The sequence below is a fragment of the Hyphomonas sp. UBA3195 genome, assembly GCF_002366485.1.
Lineage (GTDB): Bacteria > Pseudomonadota > Alphaproteobacteria > Caulobacterales > Hyphomonadaceae > Hyphomonas.
In genome coordinates this window covers 14,432-39,355 of sequence record NZ_DEXB01000021.1, presented here as the reverse complement: position 1 = coordinate 39,355, position 24,924 = coordinate 14,432, and the positions used below count along the sequence as shown (strand labels likewise).

General features: G+C 58.5%; 21 protein-coding genes. 8 read left to right on the top strand and 13 right to left on the bottom strand.

Annotation, left to right across the window (positions count from 1 at the left end):
* Positions 1 to 43: 43 nt before the first annotated feature.
* The 8 genes from B2344_RS07310 to B2344_RS07275 form a co-directional block, all read right to left on the bottom strand.
* A complete protein-coding gene (locus B2344_RS07310; RefSeq protein ID WP_081812994.1) occupies positions 44 to 2,506 on the bottom strand; it encodes a TonB-dependent receptor in 2,463 nt (820 codons plus the stop codon).
* Between the two features lie 330 nt (positions 2,507 to 2,836).
* Positions 2,837 to 3,235 carry a hypothetical protein gene (locus tag B2344_RS07305; protein WP_051599722.1) on the bottom strand — a complete coding sequence of 133 codons (399 nt, stop codon included), beginning with the start codon at positions 3,233 to 3,235 and terminating at the stop codon, positions 2,837 to 2,839.
* A 3-nt stretch (positions 3,236 to 3,238) separates the two neighbouring features.
* Positions 3,239 to 5,203, bottom strand: a complete 1,965-nt coding sequence (locus B2344_RS07300; RefSeq protein WP_034763788.1) for a conjugal transfer protein TraG — start codon at positions 5,201 to 5,203, stop codon at positions 3,239 to 3,241.
* Positions 5,204 to 5,307: 104 nt separating this feature from the next.
* Positions 5,308 to 7,035 carry a DUF3363 domain-containing protein gene (locus B2344_RS07295; protein ID WP_290484918.1) on the bottom strand — a complete coding sequence of 576 codons (1,728 nt, stop codon included), beginning with the start codon at positions 7,033 to 7,035 and terminating at the stop codon, positions 5,308 to 5,310.
* Positions 7,036 to 7,481: 446 nt separating this feature from the next.
* Positions 7,482 to 7,985 (bottom strand): S26 family signal peptidase, encoded by a 504-nt coding sequence (locus B2344_RS07290; protein ID WP_034763782.1) that lies wholly within the window; start codon positions 7,983 to 7,985, stop codon positions 7,482 to 7,484.
* A complete protein-coding gene (locus B2344_RS07285) occupies positions 7,982 to 8,218 on the bottom strand; it encodes a helix-turn-helix domain-containing protein (RefSeq protein ID WP_197020226.1) in 237 nt (78 codons plus the stop codon). The genes B2344_RS07290 and B2344_RS07285 overlap by 4 nt, the downstream gene beginning before the upstream one ends.
* Positions 8,219 to 8,398: 180 nt before the next feature.
* Positions 8,399 to 8,722 (bottom strand): DUF736 domain-containing protein, encoded by a 324-nt coding sequence (locus tag B2344_RS07280; protein WP_013300169.1) that lies wholly within the window; start codon positions 8,720 to 8,722, stop codon positions 8,399 to 8,401.
* A gap of 350 nt (positions 8,723 to 9,072) precedes the next feature.
* Positions 9,073 to 9,468 carry a MerR family transcriptional regulator gene (locus B2344_RS07275; protein ID WP_034763774.1) on the bottom strand — a complete coding sequence of 132 codons (396 nt, stop codon included), beginning with the start codon at positions 9,466 to 9,468 and terminating at the stop codon, positions 9,073 to 9,075.
* Between the two features lie 48 nt (positions 9,469 to 9,516).
* On the opposite strand from B2344_RS07275, the gene B2344_RS07270 reads away from it, so the two are divergent.
* On the top strand, positions 9,517 to 9,894 hold the full coding sequence (locus B2344_RS07270) for a hypothetical protein (protein ID WP_034763771.1): 378 nt from the start codon (positions 9,517 to 9,519) through the stop codon (positions 9,892 to 9,894).
* On the top strand, positions 9,891 to 10,106 hold the full coding sequence (locus tag B2344_RS07265) for a GDCCVxC domain-containing (seleno)protein (protein ID WP_081812992.1): 216 nt from the start codon (positions 9,891 to 9,893) through the stop codon (positions 10,104 to 10,106). The genes B2344_RS07270 and B2344_RS07265 overlap by 4 nt, the downstream gene beginning before the upstream one ends.
* Before the next feature lie 229 nt (positions 10,107 to 10,335).
* On the opposite strand, the gene B2344_RS07260 is transcribed toward B2344_RS07265, so the two are convergent.
* Genes B2344_RS07260 through B2344_RS07245 form a run of 4 tightly spaced genes read right to left on the bottom strand, consistent with a single transcriptional unit; the run spans position 10,336 to position 13,423 of the window.
* A complete protein-coding gene (locus B2344_RS07260) occupies positions 10,336 to 12,108 on the bottom strand; it encodes a ParB/RepB/Spo0J family partition protein (protein ID WP_051599720.1) in 1,773 nt (590 codons plus the stop codon).
* Positions 12,109 to 12,156: 48 nt separating this feature from the next.
* A complete protein-coding gene (locus B2344_RS07255) occupies positions 12,157 to 12,633 on the bottom strand; it encodes a hypothetical protein (protein ID WP_034763768.1) in 477 nt (158 codons plus the stop codon).
* Positions 12,630 to 12,842: a hypothetical protein gene (locus B2344_RS07250; RefSeq protein ID WP_034763765.1), complete on the bottom strand. Its 213-nt coding sequence runs from the start codon at positions 12,840 to 12,842 to the stop codon at positions 12,630 to 12,632. The genes B2344_RS07255 and B2344_RS07250 overlap by 4 nt, the downstream gene beginning before the upstream one ends.
* 14 nt (positions 12,843 to 12,856) lie before the next feature.
* On the bottom strand, positions 12,857 to 13,423 hold the full coding sequence (locus B2344_RS07245) for an antirestriction protein ArdA (RefSeq protein WP_155843530.1): 567 nt from the start codon (positions 13,421 to 13,423) through the stop codon (positions 12,857 to 12,859).
* Positions 13,424 to 13,770: 347 nt separating this feature from the next.
* On the opposite strand from B2344_RS07245, the gene mads1 reads away from it, so the two are divergent.
* From mads1 to B2344_RS07215, 6 genes are all read left to right on the top strand, one after another.
* Complete coding sequence (mads1, locus tag B2344_RS07240; RefSeq protein WP_034763762.1) at positions 13,771 to 13,968, top strand: methylation-associated defense system helix-turn-helix domain-containing protein MAD1; 198 nt, start codon at positions 13,771 to 13,773, stop codon at positions 13,966 to 13,968.
* The gene (locus B2344_RS07235; protein WP_081812991.1) at positions 13,965 to 15,995 is read left to right on the top strand and encodes a type I restriction-modification system subunit M; all 2,031 of its coding nucleotides are present in this window, start codon (positions 13,965 to 13,967) and stop codon (positions 15,993 to 15,995) included. Before mads1 ends, B2344_RS07235 begins: the two co-directional genes overlap by 4 nt.
* A 166-nt stretch (positions 15,996 to 16,161) precedes the next feature.
* A complete protein-coding gene (locus B2344_RS07230; RefSeq protein ID WP_034763760.1) occupies positions 16,162 to 17,070 on the top strand; it encodes an Abi family protein in 909 nt (302 codons plus the stop codon).
* Positions 17,067 to 18,356 carry a restriction endonuclease subunit S gene (locus B2344_RS07225; RefSeq protein WP_081812990.1) on the top strand — a complete coding sequence of 430 codons (1,290 nt, stop codon included), beginning with the start codon at positions 17,067 to 17,069 and terminating at the stop codon, positions 18,354 to 18,356. Before B2344_RS07230 ends, B2344_RS07225 begins: the two co-directional genes overlap by 4 nt.
* On the top strand, positions 18,353 to 20,575 hold the full coding sequence (locus B2344_RS07220; protein WP_034763758.1) for a GmrSD restriction endonuclease domain-containing protein: 2,223 nt from the start codon (positions 18,353 to 18,355) through the stop codon (positions 20,573 to 20,575). The genes B2344_RS07225 and B2344_RS07220 overlap by 4 nt, the downstream gene beginning before the upstream one ends.
* On the top strand, positions 20,572 to 23,565 hold the full coding sequence (locus B2344_RS07215; protein ID WP_051599719.1) for a type I restriction endonuclease subunit R: 2,994 nt from the start codon (positions 20,572 to 20,574) through the stop codon (positions 23,563 to 23,565). Before B2344_RS07220 ends, B2344_RS07215 begins: the two co-directional genes overlap by 4 nt.
* Positions 23,566 to 23,865: 300 nt before the next feature.
* Here B2344_RS07215 and B2344_RS07210 read toward each other — a convergent pair whose 3' ends face one another.
* Positions 23,866 to 24,708: a DNA -binding domain-containing protein gene (locus tag B2344_RS07210; protein ID WP_034763753.1), complete on the bottom strand. Its 843-nt coding sequence runs from the start codon at positions 24,706 to 24,708 to the stop codon at positions 23,866 to 23,868.
* Positions 24,709 to 24,924 lie beyond the last annotated feature (216 nt).

The window sequence follows — 24,924 nt, the reverse complement described above, 5'->3', positions numbered from 1 at the left end:
GGAGCAGCCTCCCTTCGATGGAAAGGAGGCTGCTACAAGACGATCAGAAATTTATACGGCCTTCGGCACCAATCACGCGCGGCTCTTCGATCCAGCCAACATACACGCCCGGGCTGAGTGGCGCGTCGACCGAGGCGGTATAGGTGGCTTCATCGGTTAGGTTGCGACCGAATACACGGAATTCGTAGCGGCCAAACTCCACCCCGACATGAGCATCGAATTTCGTATATCCTTCCTGAAACGCGTTCGGGTCGAGGTCGCCATCCAGGAACATCTCGTCCTTGAAGTTGGCTCCAATCCGGGCATTCAGATCGAAATTCTCGAAACTGCGATTGAAGGCGAGATAGACGTTACCACTGAACTCGGGCGCAAAGGCCCCGCGTTCGCCGGCAAGGTCCTTGGTACCCACACCTGCAGAATCCGGGCATGTGCCCAAGCCCGTTTCGATCACTGAACACCCTGCCCCTGGGAAGGACTGGAATTCGTGATCGAGATAGGCGAACGCACCGCCAATCTCGATTTCGTCGCTGAGAAGGAACTGGCCATCAAGTTCCAGCCCCTGCACTTGAAGTTCAGCCGCGTTCCCAACCACGAAGCTTGTCCCACTCCACGAGGTTACCTGCAGGTCTTCTAACTCGCTTCGGAAAATGATTGCCCCGATGCGAGCACGGTCACCCATGAACTGGTGCTTGATACCAGCTTCCCAAGCCGTGACTTTCTCATCCTCAAATTCATGACCCGGACGCGGGCTCCCATCCGGTTCCGCCGTGTCAGGACTGAAATTGTAACCACCAGATTTATAGCCAGTGGAATAGGAAATATAGGCCGACCCGTTGTCAGCATACTGCCAGCGCAGTTTTACAGATGGATCAAGATGATCTTCTGTTCGCGTATCGTTGAGGTCAGCAGCAAAGCGGTTGAGCAATGCGGCAAAAGTCGTTGCAGAGTTCAATCCATCTGCACCCCCAACAGTAGCGGCGGCGGTTAGATATTCGGTTAGATCGGCAGACCCGATCGTGTCTGCGGGTGTGACAAGGCCAACGAAGTCTCGGGGTGTGCCGGCTCCAACAACAACACTCTTATCGATGCTCTTCTCATCTTCGGAGTAACGCAAACCTAGTTCAAGTGTGACGCTGTCGGTCAGGTCAATGCCAAGCTCGCCAAAAAGCGCAATCGTTTCGGCTTGTTGATCGAAGAAAGTGCGTTGAGCAACGTTAACAATACCGCCGGGCAAAATCGATGTTGGCAAAACGCCAAATGTGCCATTGAACGCCGTTGTCTCTTCAATATAAGCATCCTGGTTTTCATAATACAGCCCGCCCAAGAAATTTATGCGCCCATCCCAGTCTGTGGCAATGCGAAGTTCCTGGCTAAACATGTCCAGTTCTTCTTCATCAAGATTGTGAATGAAGCTGACAGGCAGAAAATCCACATCGTGATGTTGAGCGAAATCGAAAGAGGAGTAGCCAGTAATCGAAGTGAGGGTAAAGTTATCGAACTCCCATTCTGCCTTCACAGATCCGCTCAATGATTCAGTTGTCTCCGTGTCGGAGATTGGAGGGTCGCCGACACGGAATGCGGGATTGCCGTTGAAGCTGACATAAGCGGTATCTCCAGTAGAAACTCCAAAGTCTGGATGAAGCATTTGTGAGAGCGCTATCGTGCTAGGCGTCGGCAGGCGATCATCAATCGCATTAATGGTAAGCTCCTTACCGACCCCGTCCATTTCAAGATAGCTCAGTTTCGTCTCAACGTTTAAACTCTCCGTTGGTTGCCAGGCGAGCGTCGCCCGGGCGAACATGTCTTCGCGCTCGGCTTCGTCGCGATCAAAGACACGGTTCTCAACATATCCGTCAGTCGTCGTATAACGAATTGCCAACCGGCCTGCCAAATTATCCGCCAAGCCCGCGGAAAAGACGCCCGAGTAGCTTTGCGTATTGAATTCTGGTTCCCAGGCGACACCGACCCAACCATTGAGTTCTTCCCCGACTTCTGGCGAGGCCGTTTCAAGCTTGATCGCGCCAGCAACCGTGTTCTTACCGAATAGAACGCCCTGGGGCCCACGCAGAACCTCGACTTGCTGCAGGTCGAACTGGGACTGTGAGAATTGGCGGCTGCGCGGCTGATAAACGCCATCCACATAAAGGCCAACCGATTGCTCGAACCCCTTGTTGATTCCGGATCCGACACCTCGGATAAAGATGTTCGAGGTTTGCGCTCCCCGACCGACCTGCAGGCCCGGCACGCGCGCGGAAATCTGCTCAAGGTTCGTGACCCCTTGCGCTTCCAGCTCTGCTCCGGAAACGGCGGTCACGGCCACTGGAGCATTGATCAGCGTCTCGTCCCGTTTACGTGCCGTAACAGTCACTGTTGTCAGTCTTGCTTCCCGCTCCGCTTCTGTTTCGGCAGGGACATCTGCCACTTGCCCATAGGCTGGCGCGGCAAGGGCAATGGCGATCGGCAAAATTGCTGCGCCGCTTAAATTGAATCTAAACTTCTGGTTCATATTTATCCTCCCAAGAGCCCTTTTGTTCTCCGTGTTTCCGTTCCACGCTATGATGCATAAGGACGCGAAAGTAGATTATGAAATCTGGTGAAAGATCGCTCTGTTAGAGTCATACCAGTTCACGCCAACAGATCGTCATTCCGCGATACGAGAGAGCCTTAACGGTTAAAAATAGGGGAGACTATCCTTGTACTTACCGATGAACAATCGGAGTCTGGGACAGTCTAGGCGGAACCAAGGCAAGGCTGGGACTGTTGCAGTCACTGATACCGGCCAGGCCAATACCTGTCGATAAACGACCGGTATGAGCATCTTTCTCTTAGCCTAACATCAGTCGTCGGAGACTACGGATCCTGGTTCTTTCAACCTGACCATCCGCCTCGCCACCTGCTGCACGAAGTGATCATATCTGCGCTTGCCCAGCGCATGCGCGGCCTCTCGCTCAGCCTCTGGCAAAGGCTCCATACGCGTGAGCCAGTACAAGACATATTGGGCAAGTGTTTCTGTGCAGAGTCGAATGTCGGTTTCAATCCGGTCCTGGCGCGCATCGTACCTGTCCATGCGTGTAAGAAGCTCACTATCACGCCGCTCGACCTGATCGGGATGGAAGTATTGCATGAGAGCCATCTCGATGATGGCCGTCATACTTGCGTCGTGCAGGCTTGCCTCTAGCACCAGCTTCTCCCAAAGCGCATCAGTAACGCGAATGTTAATTCGATTTCGTTTCATCGCTCACCACCCCGGTATCACATCCTGATCGACTTCATCGAGCGCCAGCGCCTGGCGCACAGCGTCGAGGTGCTGAGCCACCGCCGGATCGGCAGGATCATCTTCCACTTCATGACCTCCGGGTTCCCCAATATTGTGACTCAGCACATCTTCGCGCTCCAACTGGTGGCGCAATTCTCGGCCGGCGTCGTCATCCGACACTGTAGCCATGCTACCCTCTTCGAAACCTTGCTCTGCGATGAAATCTGACCATTCCGACGTGTTCTTACTATCGTCTGGCTCGCAAGCAGCCGGTGACAGAACCCGCGTCGTGAAATTCCGGTCCTCAAAATAGCGCAGCTTGTCTGCGAGCACGGGCGCAGCGCCTGACACCATGACCACTTCCCTGTCGGGCGGGAGCTGCATGATCTCACCGGGCGTCAGCAACTGGCGCTGGGTCTCCTGACGCGACACCATCATGTGCGATAACCAGGGTGCCAATCTGTGGCCTGTATAGTTTTTCTGGGATCGCTGTTCTGTCTTGGTTCCGAGCGCTTCGGATATCCGCTTGGCCGTGCGCTCATCGTTGGTCGCGAAGGCGACCCGCACATGGCAATTGTCGAGAATTGCATTGTTCGGCCCATAAGCTTTTTCGATCTGGTTCAGGGATTGCGCAATCAGAAAGGCGCGAACACCGTACCCTGCCATAAAGGCGAGCGCACATTCAAAAAAATCGAGCCGCCCCAAGGCCGGGAACTCATCCAGCATCAGAAGCACTTTCCGGCGACCCGAATCTGGAAGCGTCTCGGTCAGCCGCCGCCCGATCTGATTGAGCACCAGCCGCATAAGTGGTTTCGTCCGCGACAAATCCGAGGGCGGAACCACAAGATAAAGCGAGACGGGCCGCGCTCCCTCCACCAGATCGCTGATCCGCCAATCGCTCTCAGATGTAACTGCGGCCACCACAGGATCACGGTAAAGCGACAAGAAACTGAGCGCCGTTGACAAAACGCCTGAGCGTTCATTCTCAGCCTTGTTCAGAAGTTCGCGTGCCGCCTGAGCGACAACGGGGTGAACCGACCGCGCCCCGTCCCCGCGGGCGAGATGCTTTGTGTTCATCATCCGCGAGAGCGTTTCCTTGAAGGGCCGCGAGGGATCCGACAAGAATGACGCACATCCTGCCAGCGTCTTGTCTTTTTCGGCGTAGAGCACATGCAAAATGACGCCAACCAGCAAAGCATGTCCGGTCTTCTCCCAATGGCTGCGGCGCTCAAGCGAGCCTTCCGGATCCACAAGGATGTCGGCAATATTCTGTACATCGCGTACTTCATTCGGTCCGCGCCGAACTTCCATCAACGGATTATATCGCGGGGAGTTCACATCCGTTGGATCAAACCGGATGCATGGGCCGAGTTTCGAGCGCCAGCCTGATGTCAGGTCCCAGTTCTCGCCCTTGACGTCATGAATGACAGCGCTTCCTGTCCAGGACAGCAACGTCGGAACAACAAGGCCAACCCCTTTACCAGACCGCGTTGGCGCGAAAGCAAGCACATGTTCCGGGCCGTCATGACGGAGATATTTGCCTTTCCACGTACCAAGGAAGACGCCGTCACCGCCCAGCAGTCTCGCCCGCACAAGATCGCGGCGGCCTGCCCACCGCGATGAGCCGTAGGTCGTCACGCGGCGTTCCCAGCGCGAACGCCAGACCGACCCGACAACCGCCGCCAGAATGCCGAGCAGGCCGCCACTTGCCGAAATCGCCCCACCTTTGGCAAAAACCTCCGGGGCATACGCCTCATAGGCATACCACCATTGGAACAGTCTCCAGGGCCGATAGACTGGCTGTCCGTCCAACACGAACCATGGCCGCCCGAGCGCTGCCTGATAGCCAAGCTCATGCGCAACCCATTGCGTCGCTCCCCACAGGGTCAGCACAATTATCGATAGCACAATGAGAAACTGGCCAATCAGGATTTTGGACGGCGACATCGATCGTCATACTCCGCGTGATAAAAACGCACCCAATGTCTCGCGTCTTTTATCGCCCGCACAGTGAGAATGGCGGCAAATGCCGGCAACACTTTGCAAAAGCGCTATCGCGACAGGCCTCGCCCTCTGCCGGATGGAAATGACCAGGACAGATTTTTTGCCTTTTGTTCGATGATCAGGGATCGTCCCCGGTGTCGCTCCATTTCCGGCCGCCACGGCACCAGCGCAAAAGTTGTCTCACTTCCAATGAGCGCTCTTCGCCCGGACGCGAGATCGACGGTCTTTTCAAACTTGCCTTCAAATTGTTCACCTTTTGACAGCGTAACCTGAGATCTGCCGCTCCTTTCCGCTTCAAAGGCGCCTGCTCGCCTGAGCTCTTCTTCTCGGAGGCGCTTACGTGTCTCATCTGAGAGCTGACCTTCATCCGCCCTAAGCAATCCTCGGTCACGCAAGAAGCTGAGACGGGCCAGCTGCGCCTTGGCAAATCTCCTGTACGGATTTGCCGCCTCTGCAATCCTTCCATCCAGCCACGTCTCAGCATGGGCCTTGGTCTGGGCGTCCAGTGTCATCCAAGACCGCACCTTGAGCTTTGTGCGCCCACCTTGTCTCGTTTCATATTGCGTCGCCTTGTCCAAATAGTCCTCACCAATCTCCCAGACGCCATCCTTGCGGCGCGTCACAAATCCCGCTCGCCTTAAGGCTTCGAGCCGTCGTTTGTGAGCTTCCCGGTAATTGTGAGACGCGGTTGGTTCGGCCTCAGCGTGCAGCGCGTCAGAATAGTATCCGCCTGTCTGCCCGGCTATCTGTGCAATGACCTTATCCGAGGCTCGCGGCGCGGGCTGAGACGGTGCGACTTCAACAATTGCCCCGCGTGGTGGCAAACCACCGGGCTCTACGCCGCCAGCAGGCACATGCCAGCGCGTACCTTCAAGGTCTTCGATCAGAAGGAAGCGCGTACCGCGCAATTCATCGTCTGGTCCCTGAGACAAGACAACACCTGTTATTGGCTTCGCATCACTCGGCCGTTCTTCAAAGAAACGTACGCCCCGCGCAGTCTCTCCAGGTTCCAGACCCGCGCTGAGCGTTCGGACAATATCGCCGCGCCGTCCCATCGCTTTTAGCGCGGTCTGCCAGCCTTCTTTCAGCTGCCAGACGCCTCGGCTCGTTTCAGTTGCAAAATGCAGACTTTCCAAATGCCGCAAGCGCTGAAGCTGAAGGCTCCGGCGAAAGCGATCACCGGAACGATGGGCGGGTGCAACCTCAATCCAGTTCGCAACTGCCTGTTTCTCAAGCTCCCGGTCCAGCGATGTGAACCGATCCTGCGTCGCTTCATGTTGTTGGGCAGCGGCGATCTCCAAGTCGCGGCGAGGTCCGAGCAAACCTGTCACGATCTGCTTCGCGCGTCCCCTGATTCCCTTCGTCAGATAATTTCTGGCAATCACAAGATCCTTGCCGCGAGCATCTTTGCCCCTGATGACAATATGGGTGTGAGAGTGGCCTGTATTGTGGTGATCGACGGCAACCCAGTCGAGCGGTGTCCCAAGATCACGCTCCATCGCAGCCATCAGCGCGCGTGCACTGGTCTTTAAGTCGCCGAGCTCGGCGCCATCTTCTGCTGAGACCGTCAGCCTGAACTGGTGCCGGTCATTTCCACTGCGCTCGGCAAATGCCCGGCCATCAATGTCGTCACCCTCAGGCCCATACAGTTTGCCACCGCTGCCATCGCGCTCAACGCCGTCACGCTGGATGTATCGTACATGCTCAGAAAATGCGCGCACACCACCCCCTCCCCGCGCCCGTGCAATATGGACTTTCACAATGACGCGGCGCATGCGTGCGCGGCTGATCTGCCGAAGCGTTTGCATTGCTTGCGGCGTCGCCCCATTTCCGCGGCCATTATTGCGTCCGGTAAAACCGCGCTTGCTTGACGGTCTACTAAGCCGGGCGGCAACTCGTTTCACCTGACGCCGAAATGACTTCCCACCAGCCTCGCCGCGATCTCGGATACGCCCAAGGCGCGGGGTGAAGTCACTGTCCCCTTTCATCTACGCCGATACCGCGCGTATGACACCCAATCCCCAATGTTCATGGGAAAACACACATAACCTGTATGTCGCAAATTGCGGCAAAAGGCGACGAAAAAAAGACGTGCAGACAAGGCATTAGATGGACGTGTACGTACATCCTTTAATCTTGCCCGTTCGGGTTCGCTGGCCCATCCCATGCCACCTTTCGCCGCAAATTGCCGCCATATGCCGGAATACGCCGCCATCTCTGATCACCGCCAAGCAAGGATCAGACGCGCCACGCCAACGAGATCATGGATTTCAACGGGTCCGAAATAGCGTCCATCGAGGGAGTCCGGGTGCGCATTCATCAGGAAGAGCTGGTCTTGCCCAAGCACCATACAGCCCTCCCAGGACGGCAAATCCCGCCCCGAAGAGTCTCGCAATCGCGCCTCTCCCCCGACTTTTCCATTGATCAGAAGCTGCGTGTCCCAACGGCAGATTTCATCGCCGGGCAGCCCTGCAATCTGCTTCAATAAAGGCCAATCCCGCCCGACAAATCCTTGGGTCTGAGCCCACTGCGCGTCATCGCTTCTGGCTGAGACGACGACCCATCGGCCAAGGGTGAATGGCTCGTCGCTCAGCCAGTACAGCCCTTGCGGCGCGCTGCCGGTCCGGTTCCAGATCAGCCGATCCTGAGGCGTAAAAACTGCGCCGAACAGGGCGAGCCCGATGCCCAGAAGGCCAACGCCGATCACACGTTTCCGCCGTCTCATGACCGCAGTGGCTCGCCGGTCGAGGCCCATCTCTGGCGGTTAGACCAGTCCACCAGATCAGCTCTCGTGTAGTAGACGCGCCAGCCATGCTTGCGGTAGATCGGCCCGCGTCCCTGATAGCGGTAATGGCTGAGGGTGATGGGCGACAGGTTCAGAAATTCTGCCGCCTCGATAGCGGTCAGAAGCTCGGGCAGCTCCTCACGCTGTGGCGGTTTCCGGTTATCTTTGGCCATGATGTCAGGCTCCTTCTCGTGGCTGTAAAGTCCACGAAAAGGATGCCGCCAGACGCCGCCATTTGTAGCCGCAAAAAGCGCATGCGCAATTTTTCACCTGCCTGTTTACCATTGTTTCTACACGCAAAAACCGCCCCGGAGCTGATCTCCGGAGCGGCTCGCTTGCGATGGATCTGCCCCCTAGTCCCGCGGGTTCCAGAGGATCACGTGGCGGCCTTTCTTGCCTTTCACAGGGGCGAGGTTCGCGTAGATCTTGCGCGGGCCGATCTGCGGGTCTGCGAGGGTGATCGAGACATATTCGCGCCCTGATGCCTTGGCTTTGCGAAGCCATCCGCCGCCGATTTCGGTCGAGGTTTCTCCGGCGAAGATGCGGTAGTCGGGCTGTCCGTCGGCGGCTTTCTCCGCGTTCTTCTCGATGCGGATGGCAGCGGTGAGGTTCATCATTGCAAGAGCGCCTTCGAAGCCGGTTTTGGTTTCGCTGACATATCCGAGTGCGTTGGCCATGGTGATAGTTCCTTTCGTTTCTGATCGTGTCCCGGAGACCCCTTGTCCCCGTCGACGCCGGACCGAAAGGACGGCGCAGGGCGGGCCTGAACCGCTCGCGGGCGAAACGCAGTGGAGCACCGGCCCGGAGAAGAATTTTGATCGGCGAGGAGCCGCAAAGCGGCGGGGAAAATTCTTCGCATGGGCCGGTTTCAAGGCCCGACAGGCGTCGTCCAGGTCACACGGCATGAGACGGGAACAAGGGGTTCGGAGCGCATCAGGTGGAAACGGAAGGAACTGCGCTACCTGCCAGTCGTCATTGTATCAGCGAACATCGACCGGCACGGAAACTGGCTCGGCCAATGCCATTCTCAGCTCCGTGAGAGCGCATCGATAAGTCCGCATTCGAGATCGCCATCGCTTTGGCAGGCCTTTGTCAGCTCCGCCAGACGCCGTTCCAGACGACGCAGATCGGCGATGCGGTTTCGCACATCCGATCGGTGACGTTCTGCAATCTCAAAAGCGTCCGCGCAGCATCCAGGTTCGGTCGCAAGGCCCATCAACGAACGCACATCATCGAGAGGAAAGCCAAGGTCGCGCGCCCGCCGGATGAAGCGCAGGCGCTGGATTGCACCACCGTCATAGAGCCGCCTACCGCCATCGCTGCGGGGAGGTTTCGGAACAAGACCGATCTTTTCATAGTAGCGGATCGTCTCGATATGGACGCCCGTTTCCTCGCTCAATCGCCCGATTCTGAACCCGGTCATGAAATTGCCTCTTGCTTCTGTAGCGGCTACAGATTGTAGGCCATAAAGATGACCGCTGAAACTGACAACGATGTGACTGTGACCAAGGCGTCCCGCGCCAATGGCTGGCTGGCGGGCGGCGGCGTCCTCGGCGGCTTTTTCGCCTTCCTTGGGGCCTCGTGCTGCGTGCTGCCAATCCTGCTTGTAAACCTTGGCGTCAGCAGCGCGCTTGTCGCCAATCTTGGCTTCTTCGCCCGCTACAAGAACGCCTTCATGATCGTTGCAATGCTCCTGCTTGCAGGTGCCATTGTTTTCGCCTTGCGCGGCGGTCGGCGTCCGAAGACGCGGTTCTGGATCAGTGTCTCGGTGGCTGTCCTGCTGCTCGTGGGCGCATGGATATTGCCGTCTTATGAAGGAGCGTTGCTGCGATGGCTGAACCTCAGATGAGCGATGGCTTTGAGCCCTCTTCGACGCTGACCTGTCCCCAATGCGGACATCGGTCCAAGGACCTTATGCCCACTGACGCCTGCCAGTATTTCTATGACTGTAAGGGATGCGGGGCGCTGCTGAAACCGCTTCCAGGAGACTGCTGCGTCTATTGTTCCTTCGGCGATGTGAAATGCCCGCCGATCCAGATGGGTGATTGCTGCGGCGGGTAATGGGCGTTCAGAGGTCGGGTTCGGAGCGCATCAGTTGGAAACGGATGAACCGAAGCTGGCCGCCATTTCGGAAAGCCAAGCGAGACCCAAAGACGAGCGATTTTTTTCGGCGCGGTTCAATCAATGAACCCTCTGCCTGTGCCTAGGCAGCATCAATCAGTGCGCGTAAAACCGCCCGGCGACTGTCACCGGGCGGCTCCGTCATCCGCCTGACGAGGAGACTGAACCGTCAGGCGGCGTGTGGCCGATCGAAGGCTTGCGTCGCGGCTCCATCAATGTCTTCGCCGCGCTCGAACAGCCCCGCGACCCGTGCCCATGCGTCTGCGGGCGGTGAACCTGCCCCCTCGACAAGGCGGGCGGGCGGCACCTGCATCCATGCGGGCCGCCAGTCGGGATTGGGCTCGCATCCATGACCCATGATCCGGTTGCCGATGATTGCTTTCTGGACCTTTGCAGTGTCGCTGGCGCAACTCTCCGCGAGTGACTTCGAGCCGATGTCAGCGACCATGGCATTGATCGCGCGCTTGTCGCGCAACAAGTCGAAGAAGGCTGCGTCTGGTTTCCAGTAGGCGGATAGGTCCGTCTCGCAGACATGCAGCACGGCCTCGACAACCGGCCCACCTGCTTCCAGCGTCTGCGCCATGGTGAAGGCCAGAACCTCCATGACTTTCTCGTCCGACATGGCGAGCAAGGCGGCGAAGATTTCGCAGAGCCGGTAGGCGTCGCCATTGCGCCGCGCCTCGGCCGACACGCCCCGCGCCTCAAACAGGGAAGCGATGCGGGCGCGCTTTTCCTCTATCTCGGCAGCGGCTTTTGATGCCTCAAGGCTCGCGCGCGTGTCCTCCTTGCGGCTTGTGCATTCATGGGCGCGGACTTGCCAGAGCGCGCTGCCGGTCATGGCGTGGGCCACCATCAGGCGCAGCGCGATGGCAGGCTGGCCCGCAAGGCTTGCCGTCGCTGCGCCATGACGATGCAGGAGAATGTATTCCGCCAGCGGGCCGGACATTTCGGGTTTGACGGGCGCGGCAGGCGCATCGTCCTTGCCTGTCTTTGCCGTCTCCTGTCGCCGCGCCTCGGCCTGTGAAATGAAGCCCTCATGGAAGGTCACTGTGCCGTCATGGCGTAGCTCGACATAGACCTTGCCGCCCTGGCGTTTGGTGCGCGTCTGGTGATCCCAGCGATGGAAGAAGGCCCCGCGCTCAAGGCAAATGACATCCTTCCAGCCGTCTGCAATGTAAGTCTCGACGCGGTGCGCCACAGCGGCTGACTGCGCCTTCCAGAAGGCGTCGGGATCGGCAAACACGCCATGCTCGCCGAACAGGTCGGCGGTGATCTGGCCCTCATAGTCTGCAATGTCGAACAGCGCCTTGTCGGTCGTGATGATCGCCCCGCCCGTGATCCATGCCTTACAGTTCCGGCCACGAGGCGCGCGTTCGTCCTCGCTCTCGTAAAGCCGCAACCATTCGGCCTGCTGGTCTGGCGTGGCGAGTGTCAGGGCGCGGATCGTCTCGCGGTCGATCTCGTCCTCGGCGTAGAGTTTTCGGATCGGTTCAGCGAGTGAAGCCAGCGCCAGAACGCGGCGCACCAGAAGCTCGGTGACGCCAAAGAAGCCAGCGATCTCGTCCACGCTGCGCCCCTCATCGTGCAGGCGCTTAAAGGCGGTGTACTGCTCCATTTCCGACGCTGGCAAGCGTCCGACATTCTCGATGACGGACGCGGCAATGGCGCTCGCGGCGTCTTCCTCGGTCATGATCGCGCAGGGGACTTGCGGGGTTTCACCCGTCTCCTTCTCGATCTCCTTGAGGGCAAAATAGCGCCGCCGTCCGGCGACGACGCCATAGTGATCGCCTTCCTTGCGCACCAAGAGCGTTTGCCGGACTCCACTCTCGCGGATCGACGGCAGGATGTCGGAGACGTCCGGCTTCTTGCGGCTGTGGCGCATGTTGAGTTTGGAAATCCGAAGCTCGGACAGGGGGATAGTTTTGAGAATGGGCTGGGCCATGATCTGGCTCCTTTTCGATTGAGGGGTTTGTGGATTGGGGGCGCGCCGTCACGCGCGCACCCCGCTGGTTTCCAGCGCCGCGCAAAGGCGGCGGGCGGCGGCGCGCCCTGCGTCCAAGGCTTCGGGCAGAAGCTCCTGCGCGACCTTGGTGAGATAGGCATTGTCGCTACCCGGATAGTTCGCTTCGATGCCCCAAAGGCTGGCGGCATGGGCGTCCAGCGTGACACCCTCCAGCGCCACGGACAGAACGATCCCGCAATAGAACCATTCATCCGTGCGCCATGCTTCCATGACGGCTTCGGCGCGGGCCTGCGCCTCGGCGAAGCGCTGGCGATGGTTCGGACCGGGACCGATAAATCCCGGTGCGTCCTTGTAGAGTGATGGCCAGAATCCGTCCTGGCGCTCGTCGGGCGCATCGGGACAATCATCGCGCACAATCCGCGCGGTGATCTCGAAGCCTGCGACCTCGCAAGAGATGCTGTCGCCCTCGCAGACAAAGTTCTGGAAGCGTTGCGTGAAGGTCATCGTGCGCCCTCCGTGAAGAGTCCGGCAATCGCGATCCAGTGCGGGCCGTAGACGGCATGTTCGCCGCATTCGTCGCATGGATAAGCGCTCGCATCGGGTTCGCAGCACTCGCGCGGGGCGCGGCAGGCCAAGCAGAAGCCTTCTGACCAGTCGTCAGCCTGCTGCAGTTCTTCCAAAGTGAAGCGATAGCGGGTGGTTTCGGGAGTCATGTCCAAGCCCTCCGCTATCGTGACCAGAAAATGTGGACTTCATCGAAGCCCGTCTGGAACACCATGATCTCGCCATTCAGCGCCATGTCGCGGGCAAGGGCCTGCCAGTCGATATAGTAGCGAAGGCTTTCGGGAATCTCGGTTCCCGTGTCCTCGTGCAGCTGTTCGGCAAAGTCCGCCGCGCTGCGATACTTGCCCGCATAGTCCTCGAAGGCGGCGCGCGCCTCGGCGAGATCGTCGCCGAAATGACTCATGAGTTTCGCGCCAAGCTCGCCATGTTCCTCGATGAAATCGGCAAGCGCGCACACGGTTTCGAATGAGGCGTATTCGGAAAGGTTCGCGCCCTCGAAGCCTTCATAATCGTGGATCGCCCATTCTTCGGCGTCGGGCTCCGGTGAGTCCGCCAGCATGGCGCGAACCTGTTCCCAAATCTCGTCAGGGGTGGTCGCCTCGATCCATCGGCCATGCAGGCAGCCGGAATTGTAGGCTGCAAGGCATGCCACGTAGATGCGCGGGCTATCGGGTCGCGCGGGTGCAGCGCTGGCTGCAAGAGGTGCAGCGTTTGCGAGTTGGTCAGTCATGTCAGTCTCCTTCCCCGCCCTCGTTCTTTTCCCGACAGTCGGGTGGGCGGCGAGGAGGTGCTCAGCCGGAGCGCATCAGGGCGGCGCGCAAGGGGAAGCTGTAGGTATGACGCCAAAAGACGATGAGAGATGACAAAGTCCCGCCCCCTTGCGCGACGACCGCGCTCTGGCAGACGCACCGTCCGCCCACCTGACTGATGGGAACAGATATTGAGGCGGAGGGAGGCTGGGGTGGCCATGTGAGCACGCTGAACGCGAGCGACACCCCAACGCCGTTTCCCGGTTGTGCTATTTCCCGATTCTGCCTAATTTTCTCAAACAGGCTGATTTCGGCTCAAGGGGCGGTCATGGAAACCGACATTCTGACCATCAAGGAAGTGGCGGAATATCTGCGCATTACGGAGAAAACCGCCTACCGGCTGGCCTCCGAGCGCAAGATACCAGGCTTCAAGGTCGGCGGCTCCTGGCGGTTCCGCAAGGGTGAGATCGATGCCTGGATTGACGAAGATGCGCGCAAGCGCGCCAAGGGGGACAAGGATACATGACGGCCAGTGCAACACCCGACATCAAATCGCTCAGCGGGTTCGTCTGGTCGATCGCTGAAATCCTGCGTGGGGATTTCAAGCAATCGGAATATGGCAAGGTGATCCTGCCCTTCGTGGTCATGCGGCGACTGGACTGCATCCTGGAGCCGACCAAGACGGCGGTGCTCGCCGCTCACAAATCGCTGCCCAAAGGCGTCGATGAAGAGACGCAGGACATGATCCTGTTTGGAGCGGCCGGCGACGGGATCAAGGTCTACAACACGTCAGAGCTCACCTTCGACAAGCTGCGCGGGCAGGACGCCCGGCAGCTGCATGCCAACCTCATCGACTATATCCGCTGTTTCTCGCCCAATGTGCGTGACATCTTCCTTGAGAAGTTCCTGTTCACCGAACAGCTCAAACGGCTGAATGACGGCAAGATTCTCTGGCAAGTGTTCGAGCGGTTCTGTGAGATCGACCTGCACCCATCCGCCGTCACCAATATCGAGATGGGCTATCTGTTCGAGGAACTGATCCGGCGCTTCTCGGAAATCTCCAATGAGACGGCGGGGGAGCATTTCACGCCGCGCGAGGTGATCCGGCTGATTGTCGAACTTCTGATCGCCAATGACGACACCAAGCTCACCCGGCGCGGCATCATCAGGCAGATTTACGACCCGGCCTGCGGCACGGGCGGCATGCTGGCCCTCGCCGAGGAAGCCTTGAAGCGGTTCAACGATTCGATCCGCGTCGAGCTATTCGGGCAGGAGCTCAACGGCGAATCCTTCGGCATCTGCAAGTCCGATATGCTGGTCACGGGCCACAACCCCGAACAGATCGCCTTCGGCAATACGCTTACCGATGATGCGCACGGGAACCGCAAGTTCCACTACATGCTGTCCAATCCGCCCTATGGCGTGGACTGGAAGAAGTATCAGGACCCGATCAAGGCGGAAGCCGCCAATCAGGGCCATGCCGGGCGGTTCGGCGCGGGCACGCCGCGTATTTCCGACGGCCAGCTCCTCTTCCTGCAACACATGATTTCCAAGATGCGTGACGACGAGGACGGCTCGCGCATCGGCATCGTCATGAATGGATCGCCGCTCTTCACGGGCGGCGCCGGCTCGGGGGAAAGCGAAATCCGCCGCTGGATGCTGGAGAATGACTGGGTCGAGGCGATTGTCGCCCTGCCGACAGACCTTTTCTACAATACCGGCATCCAGACCTATGTATGGCTCCTGACCAATCGCAAGCCGAAGGCGCGCGAGGGCAAGGTCCAGCTGATCGACGCGTCGGGCGAACGCTTCTGGACCGGCATGCGCAAGTCGCTTGGCTCCAAGCGACGGGAAATCCCCGAAACGGCGCGCGACCAGATTGTCCGGCTCTATGCCGATTTCCTCAATGGCGAGAGCGGCGAAGGCGACGTCGCCAAGATCTTCGACACCAGCGATTTCGGCTATCGCGAAATCCGCGTCGAGCGGCCCCTGCGCCTGCGATTCGATGTGACCGAAGAAACGCTCAATGCCCTCAGCGGCCAGAAAGCGTTCGAGAAGCTGGACGCTGCCGAGCAGGACGCCATCCGCAGCACCATCGCCAGCGCCTTTTCCGGTCAGAGTTTCACCGACCGCGCTGTCTTCCTCAAAGCGCTGAACAAGGCGCTGAAAGCCAAGGGCATCAAAGTCGGCTCGCCGGTGATGAAGGCCATAGTCGAGGCGCTTGGCGCGCGGGATGAGACGGCCGAAATCTGCCGCGACAAGGACGGTAATCCGGAGCCGGACACGCAGCTGCGCGACCATGAGCTTGTGCCGCTCAAAGAAGACTGGCGGGATTATTTCGCGCGCGAGGTCAAACCCTTCGCGCCCGACGCCTGGGTCGATCAGAGCTATACCGACGACAGTGACAAACAGGTTGGCCGGGTCGGCTATGAGATCAATTTCAACCGATATTTCTACACCTATACCCCGCCGCGCCCGCTCGAGGAGATCGACGCTGAGCTGAAGACCCTCGAGGCCGACATCGCCGCACTCCTGAAGGAGGTGGTGGCATGAGGTCGCAGAATTTTGATGCTCGAGCTTATTGCCATGTTAACCGGGCTGGGCCATATATCGACGTAATAAGACCCGCCACGCCTCGGACGAAGTTTCGGCTTCGCACTGCGCACCCTGGCGGGTTTCTTCGTTTTAGCGCCTTGTTTTCATTGAAAGCGGGGCGTGCATGAAGTTCACCAAACCCGCCCTTTCCATCGCTGACCAGATCGCGCTGATCGAGCGACGCGGCATGGCTGTGCCGGACCGCGCGCGGGCAGAGCACTATCTGCGCCATATCAGCTATTACAGGCTGCGGGCCTATTGGCTGCCCTTTGAAACCGCCGCCGAGGCCGATGGCGACCATGCGTTCAGAAATGGCGCGAGCTTTGACGACGCCGTCGCCCTCTATGTTTTCGACCGCCAGCTGCGCCTGCATGTCATGGACGCCGTAGAGCGGATCGAGGTCTCGCTGCGCGGCGCCTGGGCGCATCACCTCGCCACCAAGTACGGGCCGCATGGCTATATCGATGGCACCCTGTATGGACGCCAGGATCATTACGCGAAGGCGCTCGCAAGCCTAATCAACGAAATCGAGCGCTCCCGCGATACCTTCATCGAACACTATCGCGCGAAATATGACGATCCGGAATTGCCGCCCATCTGGATGGCGGCGGAGGTCATGTCGCTCGGACAATTGTCAAAATGGCTCGGCAATCTGAAACTCCGTGCGGACCGTCAGACCATCGCGAAGCCCTATGGGCTGGACGAGAAAGTGCTCGTGTCGCTCGCCCACCATCTCGCCCATGTCCGCAACATCTGCGCCCATCATGGCCGCCTGTGGAACAAGCAGTTCACGGTGACGATGAAGCTGCCCCAGTCACCCGCAGCGCTGAAGCTCGCGATGAACCCAGCTTCTAGCCGCCGCCTGTACAATACGCTCGCCATCATTGGTTATCTCATCGGCATCATCGCGCCCGGCTCAGACTGGCGGCGAAAGCTCATCACGCTGATCGAGGAAACCCCGCTCGCAGATACCGCTGCCATGGGCTTCCCCGCAAACTGGCAGCAGATGCCAGCCTGGAGGGTAGCGGCATGACCTTTCAATATGTTCCGATTGGCGCAGTATTTGACATTAAAAACGGCGCCACGCCGTCGTCCGGTAACGAGGAATACTGGGACGGTGACGTGGCTTGGGTAACCCCAGCGGATCTAGGTAAACTGGGGAGTCGCTATATCGAAAGCGGTCAGCGCAACATTTCCACAAGCGGTTACGCAAGCTGCGGGACACAAATGGTTCGTCCCGGTGCAATTATTCTCAGCATCAGAGCGCCGATCGGCCATATGGCCATCGCGACTCAACCGCTGTGTTTCAATCAAGGTTGCAGAGGCCTTGAACCGCGAGGCCCCATAATTTCGGAATACGCATTCTGGGCATTGAACGCTGCAAGACCAGAGCTTGAGGCTTCAGGACAAGGCACAACATTTATCGAACTCGCTCGGAGCAAGCTCCGTGCGGTAAAAATTCCACTTCCCGACCACGAGACCCAGCGCGCCATCGCCGACTTCCTCGACCGCGAAACCGCCCGCATCGACCAATTGGTGGAGAAGAAGCAGGCGCTGGTTGCGGCTCTGAAACAGAAAATTACAGATATCGCTGATCTCTTGGCCACTGGGGCGGAAGACCCGCACCGCGCACGAACATCGGTCGATAGTCCATGGCTTTCAGAGATACCGACTGACTGGCAACTCGTTCGCGCAAAATTTTTGTTCAAAGAAATGAAGCGTCCTGTCGAAGTAGAAGATGAGGTCATCACGGCGTTCCGCGATGGTCAGGTTTGCTTGCGTTCTCGACGCCGGACTGAAGGATACACATTTGCCGAATTGGAAGTCGGCTATCAGCACATCTGCAAAGGCGATCTCGTCATCCACACTATGGATGCTTTTGCTGGAGCTATCGGTGTCTCGGAAGACGATGGTAAGTCCACGGGTGAGTATGCTGTTTGCAGACCGCGTAACGAGGGAGTCGTTCCAGAATACTACGCCTACGCCCTAAGGTGCATGGCCCGCCGAAACTACATATTCGTTCTTTGTCCGTCCGTTCGTGAGAGAGCACCACGGTTCAGGTTTGTTAGATTTGCTCCCGTATTCCTGCCAGTGCCGGCCAGAGAAGAACAACTCGCAATTGTATCTCGCATCGAAAGCGAAACGACCCAGCTCAGAGCGGTTCAAGGCAAAACTCTAGAATCGATCGACCGCCTGCGCGAATACCGCGCCTCTCTGATCACCGCCGCGGTGACTGGCCAGATCGATGTTTCCGAACACACCCGCAAGGGAGACACAGACCGGCGCCTCGACGCCATCGAAGCGGAGATGCGCGCATGAAAGACGCTCAGAAACCAGACCATGTCAGCCTCAACACGCTGATTGGCCGCATGCGCGAAGGCCGGTTCGTGATCCCGGACTTCCAGCGTGAATTCGAATGGGCGCCCTGGGACATTCGCGACCTGATGCGGTCGATCTTCTCGGACTATTATATCGGCAGCCTTCTGCTCTGGAAGGCGAAAGACCAGAACATCAAGCTGCTCGCCTGCGAAGGTCTCTATGGCTACGCGGGCGGCGGCTCGCCCGAATACATCGTCCTTGATGGCCAGCAGCGCCTAACGGCGATGCACTATGCTTTCTTAGCGCCAGACATGCCCCTGCCGAACCGCGCCAAGCGTGCGATCTACTTCATCCATGTCGACAAGTTCATGGCCGGCGAAACCGATGATGCTTTTAGCTATGAGTGGCTGTCGAAAAAGACCCAGTCAATGATGGAGAATGAGCCCGCACTTTTCGAGCGGCACATGTTCCCTTTGTCGGTTCTCGGTGGTCGGAGTAAAGCCCTGTTCCGTTGGACCGAAGAATACAAGAAGTTCTGGCAGGCGCGCGCTGAGAACGCTGCGAACGATGAAGAACGAGCGCTCGCAATGGCGCATGTCGAGAATGCCACGCCGTTCGAAGATGAAGTCTCCGACATTCTGGACGAGTATCAAATTTCCTACATTGAGCTCGATAAGGAGATCGGTGTCGAGAAGGTCTGTGACATCTTCACACAGATCAACAGCAAAGGCGTTCAGCTCGACGTGTTCGACCTGCTGAATGCGCTGATGAAGCCAAAGGACATCCAGCTCAAGCACATGTACCGCGAGGCGCGCGACCGGCTTGGCTTTGTCGAAACGCCGAAAATGAATGTCTACATCCTTCAGGTGATGTCGATCCTGCGGCAAAGCTATTGCTCGCCGAAATATCTCTACTTCCTGCAGCCCGGCGTCGAGAAGCCGGTTCGATTGCCGGACGGCACACGCAGGCAAGACATTCTCGTCGCGGACAGTTCAGAATTCGTCACGCTCTGGAACCAGGCGGTTGATGCGCTGGAACGGGTGATTGCGCTGCTTCGTCATCCCCAGGAATATGGCGCAGTGGGCCAAGCCTATATTCCATATGCGTCGATCGTTCCAGCGTTCGCAGCTATCAACACACTTGTCAGCGCGCAGCCCGCCAAGCGGCAGTTGTCGGCGCGCCGCAAGGTCCGGCTTTGGTACTGGGCCTCGGTCTTTCTGAACCGGTATTCGAGTTCAGTGGAGTCGACCGCTGCGCGCGATTTCGGTGCCATGCGCGAATGGATGGCCCATGAGGACGCCAAGCCGGACCTGATCGACGAATTTGCGCTGTCGTACCGGTCCATCGATATGCGCAGCGAAGTGAAGCGCGGCTCCTCGATTTACAGCGCCATCTTCAACCTGTTCGTTCTAGCAGGCGCTCGGGACTGGATGAGCGGCGATGTCCCCCCCTATGGCGATCTCGATGACCATCATATCGTTCCGGCCTGGTGGGGACGCGAGAACAAGGTCGGCCCAGCAATCAATTCCATTCTCAACCGCTCGCCCCTCACCAGCGACACCAATCGTAATGTGATCCGCGAAAAGCTGCCGAATGAATATCTTCCAGACCTGATCGATGAGAATGGCGAAGCGGCAGTGGTCGCCATTCTTGAATCTCATTTCATCAGCAAGACCGCGTTGGACATTCTTCTGCGTGATCCCTTCACACCTGAAGACTATGAGGATTTCATCGCCGAACGTCACCGGACGCTTCTGGACGGCATCGAGAACCTGCTCATCAAGGAGCGGCTGGACCTTCCAGCAAACCTAAGAGCGCTTGATGCCTCGATCGAGCAGATTGAACTCGCGCTGCGAAGAGTGATTGTTGAAGCCATCGAAAACGATCCGTCGCTGCTCCCGCCGCACCTTCTCGGTAATGCGCAAGAGCGAATCCAGAGGGCGCTCCGCAAGAATGCGGCGCTCAGCGCAGACCGGTTCGACAGGGCAGAAGGCGTGCTCGAACACTTCGATCTCCGCGAAGTGCAGGACACGATCCTCTCCAAAGCGCTGTGGGAACGGTTTGCTGACAGGTTCAAAACAAAGGAAGCATTGAGCCAGAAATTCTCCCAACTGGCAGATCTTCGCAACACCATCCGTCACAGTCGCACCGTCGATGAGGTCACGCTCAAAGAGGGTGAAGCCAGCGTGCTCTGGTTCAACAAGGTGCTGAACTCATGACCACGTACACACCCGACAGCGCCCACCGCGAAAAGGTCCTGCAGGACCATCTCATTGATCAGCTGGTCAGCGGCGAAGGTTACCTGCGCCGCGATGCCAAGACCGACTATGACCGCGCGCTGGCGATGGACCGCGACCTGGTGGTTCGGTTTCTGAGCGAGAGCCAGCCCGAAGAATGGGAGAAACTCACCGCGCATTACTCGGACTCGGCCGAAGACACGCTGTTCACCCAACTGACCAGGGCGCTCAAGGAGCGCGACCTGCTCGATGTGCTGCGCCAGGGCCTCAAGATCGTGCCCGGCATCAAGTTCTCGCTTTGCTACTTCCGGCCTGCGAGCACGCTAGAGCCCAAACGTGTGGAGGAATATCAGGCCAATATCCTCAGCGTCATGGATGAGGTTGCCTATAGCAGCCGTCATGAAAGCCGGATCGATGTGGTCCTGTTTCTGAATGGCCTGCCCGTCGCGACGATAGAGGCCAAAAACCTCCTGACCGGTTCGACCTTCCGGCATGCCGAGAAGCAGTACCGGAAAGACCGCTCGCCCGCAGGCGAACCTCTCCTCACCTTCCAGCGCGGCGCACTCGTGCACTTCGCGATGGATGAGGACAATGTCTCGATGACGACGCGGCTCGCCAATGGCAAGACGCGATTCCTGCCATTCAATCGCGGGCGCGAACGGGGCGCAGGCAATCCCGATGTCGCGGACGAATTCCGGGTTGCCTATCTCTACCGCCCCGGCGATTGGGGCGAGGCGATCTTCTCGCGGCGCGTCCTTCTCGAGATTGTCGGCCAGTTTATGCATGTCGAAAAGACAGGCAAAGACGTTGTGATGATCTTCCCGCGCTTCCAGCAACTGGACGCGGTGCGCCGGTTGATCTCCCATGCGGGCGCAAATGGTCCTGGCCGGAACTATCTGATCCAGCACTCGGCGGGTTCGGGCAAATCGAATACGATTGGCTGGCTGGCCCATCAGGCCATCAATCTGCATGACGGGTCGAACACCCCGGTGTTCAACACAGCGATCATCGTGACCGACCGCGTTGTTCTCGACCGCCAGCTTCAGGAAACTGTCGCCCAGTTCGAACAAACCAAGGGCCTTGTCAAAACCATCGACGGGACCTCGAAGCAGCTGAAAGAGGCGATCGCCAAGGGGGCACGGATCATCGTTACGACGATCCAGAAATTCTCAACCGATCATCTCAAGGCGATCTCCGGTCAGGGCGCGCGCACCTTCGCCGTCATCATCGACGAAGCCCATTCCAGCCAGTCCGGCAAATCGGCCCAGGCGATGACGGATGCGCTGACCCGCGATGAAACCTCAAGCGAAGATATCGAGGATCTGATCCTCGACTATCAGAAGTCCCGCGGACCGCAGGCCAATCTCAGCTTCTTCGCCTTCACCGCGACGCCGCGAAACGTGACGCTTGAGCGATTCGGCGTCAAAGGTTCGGACGGGTTGCCGGTCGCTTTCCATGAGTATTCGATGCGTCAGGCCATCGAGGAAGGCTTCATTCTGGACGTCCTCCAGAACTACATGACGTACAAGGCCTATTACCAACTCGAGAAGACGATTGAAGACGATCCGGAACTGAGCGGCCGGCGCGGGCAGCGGAAAGTGGCGCGGTTTGCATCCCTGCATCCGACCGCGATCGGCCAGAAGGTCGAAATCATTGTCGAACATTTCCGCCGCCATGTGATGGGCGAACTTGGCGGTCAGGCAAAGGCCATGATTGTCACCCAAAGCCGCGAGCATGCACTGCGCTATTATTTCGGGATCAAGGCCTATCTCGATGCTGAGAACTATGGCGACCTTCGCGCGCTTGTCGCCTTCTCCGGCGAACTCACCCATGAGGGCGAAACCTATACCGAAGCCGACCTGAACGGATTTAGTGAAACAGAGCTACCGGGACGGTTTGACGGGTTCAAGCCGGACGGCACGCCTTATCCTGACACGTACCAAATCCTGATCGTCGCGGAAAAGTACCAGACTGGGTTCGACCAGCCAAAGCTCTGCGCCATGTATATTGATCGCAAACTTGCCGGATTGCAGGCGGTACAGACACTATCGCGCCTCAACAGGACGAAAGCTGGCAAGGAGAACACCTATATTCTCGATTTCCAGAACACGATGGAGGATATCCAGACCGCGTTCCGGCCTTTTTATGAAGCGACCTCGCTTGAGGCGATGTCGGACCCCAATCAGGTCTACGAACTCGAAGGCCGCCTTTTCAAATTCGGCTATCTCGATCGCGGTGAGATCGACCGCTTCGCAGAGACATTCTATTCAGGCGCACTCAGCGGCAGCGACCGGGCGCGTCTTGAGGGCCTTGTCCGAGAAGCGGTGCAGCGCTTCGAAGCCGATGAGGATGAAGGCCGCCAGGAAGAATTCCGTCAGCTTCTGAAAAGCTATATGCGCTTCTACGGCTTCGTTGCGCAGGTTATCCGGCTCGAGGATACCTCGCTCGAAAAGCTCTACAGCTATGCGTCCTGGCTTTCGCGTTTATTGCCGAACCGTGAAGTGCCGCCCGACATAGAAATCACACAGGACATGCTCCGCCTGCAGGCCTTCAAGGTCGTGCAGAAGGAACAGGGCAGCGCTTCCCTCTCGCCGGGGGACAAGGAAGCGCTAAAGGCGATCAGCGAGTTTGGTGCCAAGCCCTATACCGAAGATGAACAGCGCGAGCTCTCGGAAATCGTGAAGGCTTTCAACGACCGTCATGGTACGGAATTCACCGAGAATGACTTTATTCGTTATGAGCCGACCTATCAGGCCACGCTCGACGACGACATGACAGACATGCTTCGGAACAATGCACCTGATGTAGTCTATTCCGCTTTCTCGCAAGCGTTCTTTCAGGGCGCGATCCGCATGTTCCAGCGTGACAATGACATGCGCGATATCGTGCTCACCGATCCGGCAGCCCGGGACAAGCTGATCCGCTTCTTTTTCAACCGGGCGCTTCGTGAGGTCAAAGGCGACGCAGCCTGATGACCTGAACCATCAGCGTCCGCGACCCCTCTGGCGCCAGCCAGTGGGAAGCGCGGGCGCGCGGTCAGCCGGCGAGGCCCAGCACCACGTTCTTTAGACGAACAACCGGACCCTCATTGAGCCTCGCCGGGCCGGTCGGCGTAGGATGGCTCCTGCGGCTCCGGGGCGAGCGCCGGGCGAAGGTCGGCGATCACCCCGGACCGCCCCGATGCCTCTCAACGGCCCCTACAGCCGGGCGAACAGCCCCGCGCCAAAGGCGCGGGCAGGCCGCAAAAGACTCCGTGCCGCTGAACGCCCTGATCAGGCGGCGGTCTTCGTGATCCCGAACTGCGACCCGAGGAGTTCGACGAGATAGCCGCCATCGCGCAGCGCTTCGGCTTTCAGGATGAGGTAACGCATGCTGTGTTTCAGCGACGGTCCATTCCAGTCCTCGGCCACGCGGTCCTTGCCAAAGATCACTTCTGCGATTTCGCGGCGATTGAGGCCGGCTTCCAGACAGTCCAGCGCGATGAGGCCATTGCGCAGCATCGCCGTTCGTTTGGTCCAGCGCGGCTCTGTCAGGTCCGGCCCATCGCCGATCAGCGCAAGCGCGGCTTTCTGGGCCTTCACCTTGCGCTCGAAGGCATCAAGATCAGAAATGGTGAGGTTCATCCTCACTGGCTCCATCCCGAGAAGGGAGAGACCTGTGCAGCGCACCTGGACGACGCAGCCCTTGCCGCGGATCAGCAGGAATTCGCGACCGATGGAATCGGTGATGTGGGTGATGTTGCAGATCGGTACGGTGCGCTCCCAGATATCGCAGGTCTGGCCGGGGCGAAGCGAGCTGCAATTGACCTCGACCTGATCGGGATAGGCAAGCCGGGTCCAGACGACATCGGCCTCGAATCCGTTCTTTGCAGGATCGGGCATAAAGGCAAAGCCGAGCCGTTCGGCCATGGTCTGAGGCACGCGGGATTTCAGGAGGCGGATGCTGGCGCAGGGCGCCTGCATCTCGGAAATGTCGTCCGGCGTGCGGCTTTCCGCGTAGCGGCGAACCTTATTGCTGCGACGGGCATATTCCCAGGCCCAGCGATCCTCCGAGAGCCGCCACAAATAATCATACTTTGCGGTGAATGCGTCTGTTTCGAGTGTGAATGTTTTCATGGTTGAACTCCCTTCTTACGAGAATTCCGGCAAGAAGTGTGCCAACGCTTGTTTGGCGCTTCTCTCTGACGACCTCAATTAAGATGTCTGAAAACAGTGTTCTAATTGCTTTGCGTCTAAACAACGACCCTTTTTCGTTTCGCTTGTGACACGAAAAACTGCCGCAAACTCTACAGAAAAGCGCATTTGTCATCCTTTACCGCAATATGCCGGAAC

Bases quoted from the DNA above. Each gene is read 5' to 3' on its own strand.
- B2344_RS07210 (WP_034763753.1), bottom strand. From the start codon at position 24,708: ATGAAAACATTCACACTCGAAACAGACGCATTCACCGCAAAGTATGAT.
- mads1 (WP_034763762.1), top strand. From the start codon at position 13,771: ATGGAAACCGACATTCTGACCATCAAGGAAGTGGCGGAATATCTGCGC.
- B2344_RS07310 (WP_081812994.1), bottom strand. From the start codon at position 2,506: ATGAACCAGAAGTTTAGATTCAATTTAAGCGGCGCAGCAATTTTGCCG.
- B2344_RS07215 (WP_051599719.1), top strand. From the start codon at position 20,572: ATGACCACGTACACACCCGACAGCGCCCACCGCGAAAAGGTCCTGCAG.
- B2344_RS07290 (WP_034763782.1), bottom strand. From the start codon at position 7,985: ATGAGACGGCGGAAACGTGTGATCGGCGTTGGCCTTCTGGGCATCGGG.
- B2344_RS07270 (WP_034763771.1), top strand. From the start codon at position 9,517: ATGACCGCTGAAACTGACAACGATGTGACTGTGACCAAGGCGTCCCGC.
- B2344_RS07295 (WP_290484918.1), bottom strand. From the start codon at position 7,035: ATGCGCCGCGTCATTGTGAAAGTCCATATTGCACGGGCGCGGGGAGGG.
- B2344_RS07235 (WP_081812991.1), top strand. From the start codon at position 13,965: ATGACGGCCAGTGCAACACCCGACATCAAATCGCTCAGCGGGTTCGTC.
- B2344_RS07230 (WP_034763760.1), top strand. From the start codon at position 16,162: ATGAAGTTCACCAAACCCGCCCTTTCCATCGCTGACCAGATCGCGCTG.
- B2344_RS07265 (WP_081812992.1), top strand. From the start codon at position 9,891: ATGAGCGATGGCTTTGAGCCCTCTTCGACGCTGACCTGTCCCCAATGC.
- B2344_RS07305 (WP_051599722.1), bottom strand. From the start codon at position 3,235: ATGAAACGAAATCGAATTAACATTCGCGTTACTGATGCGCTTTGGGAG.
- B2344_RS07285 (WP_197020226.1), bottom strand. From the start codon at position 8,218: ATGGCCAAAGATAACCGGAAACCGCCACAGCGTGAGGAGCTGCCCGAG.
- B2344_RS07250 (WP_034763765.1), bottom strand. From the start codon at position 12,842: ATGACTCCCGAAACCACCCGCTATCGCTTCACTTTGGAAGAACTGCAG.
- B2344_RS07225 (WP_081812990.1), top strand. From the start codon at position 17,067: ATGACCTTTCAATATGTTCCGATTGGCGCAGTATTTGACATTAAAAAC.
- B2344_RS07260 (WP_051599720.1), bottom strand. From the start codon at position 12,108: ATGGCCCAGCCCATTCTCAAAACTATCCCCCTGTCCGAGCTTCGGATT.
- B2344_RS07275 (WP_034763774.1), bottom strand. From the start codon at position 9,468: ATGACCGGGTTCAGAATCGGGCGATTGAGCGAGGAAACGGGCGTCCAT.
- B2344_RS07300 (WP_034763788.1), bottom strand. From the start codon at position 5,203: ATGTCGCCGTCCAAAATCCTGATTGGCCAGTTTCTCATTGTGCTATCG.
- B2344_RS07220 (WP_034763758.1), top strand. From the start codon at position 18,353: ATGAAAGACGCTCAGAAACCAGACCATGTCAGCCTCAACACGCTGATT.
- B2344_RS07255 (WP_034763768.1), bottom strand. From the start codon at position 12,633: ATGACCTTCACGCAACGCTTCCAGAACTTTGTCTGCGAGGGCGACAGC.
- B2344_RS07280 (WP_013300169.1), bottom strand. From the start codon at position 8,722: ATGGCCAACGCACTCGGATATGTCAGCGAAACCAAAACCGGCTTCGAA.
- B2344_RS07245 (WP_155843530.1), bottom strand. From the start codon at position 13,423: ATGACTGACCAACTCGCAAACGCTGCACCTCTTGCAGCCAGCGCTGCA.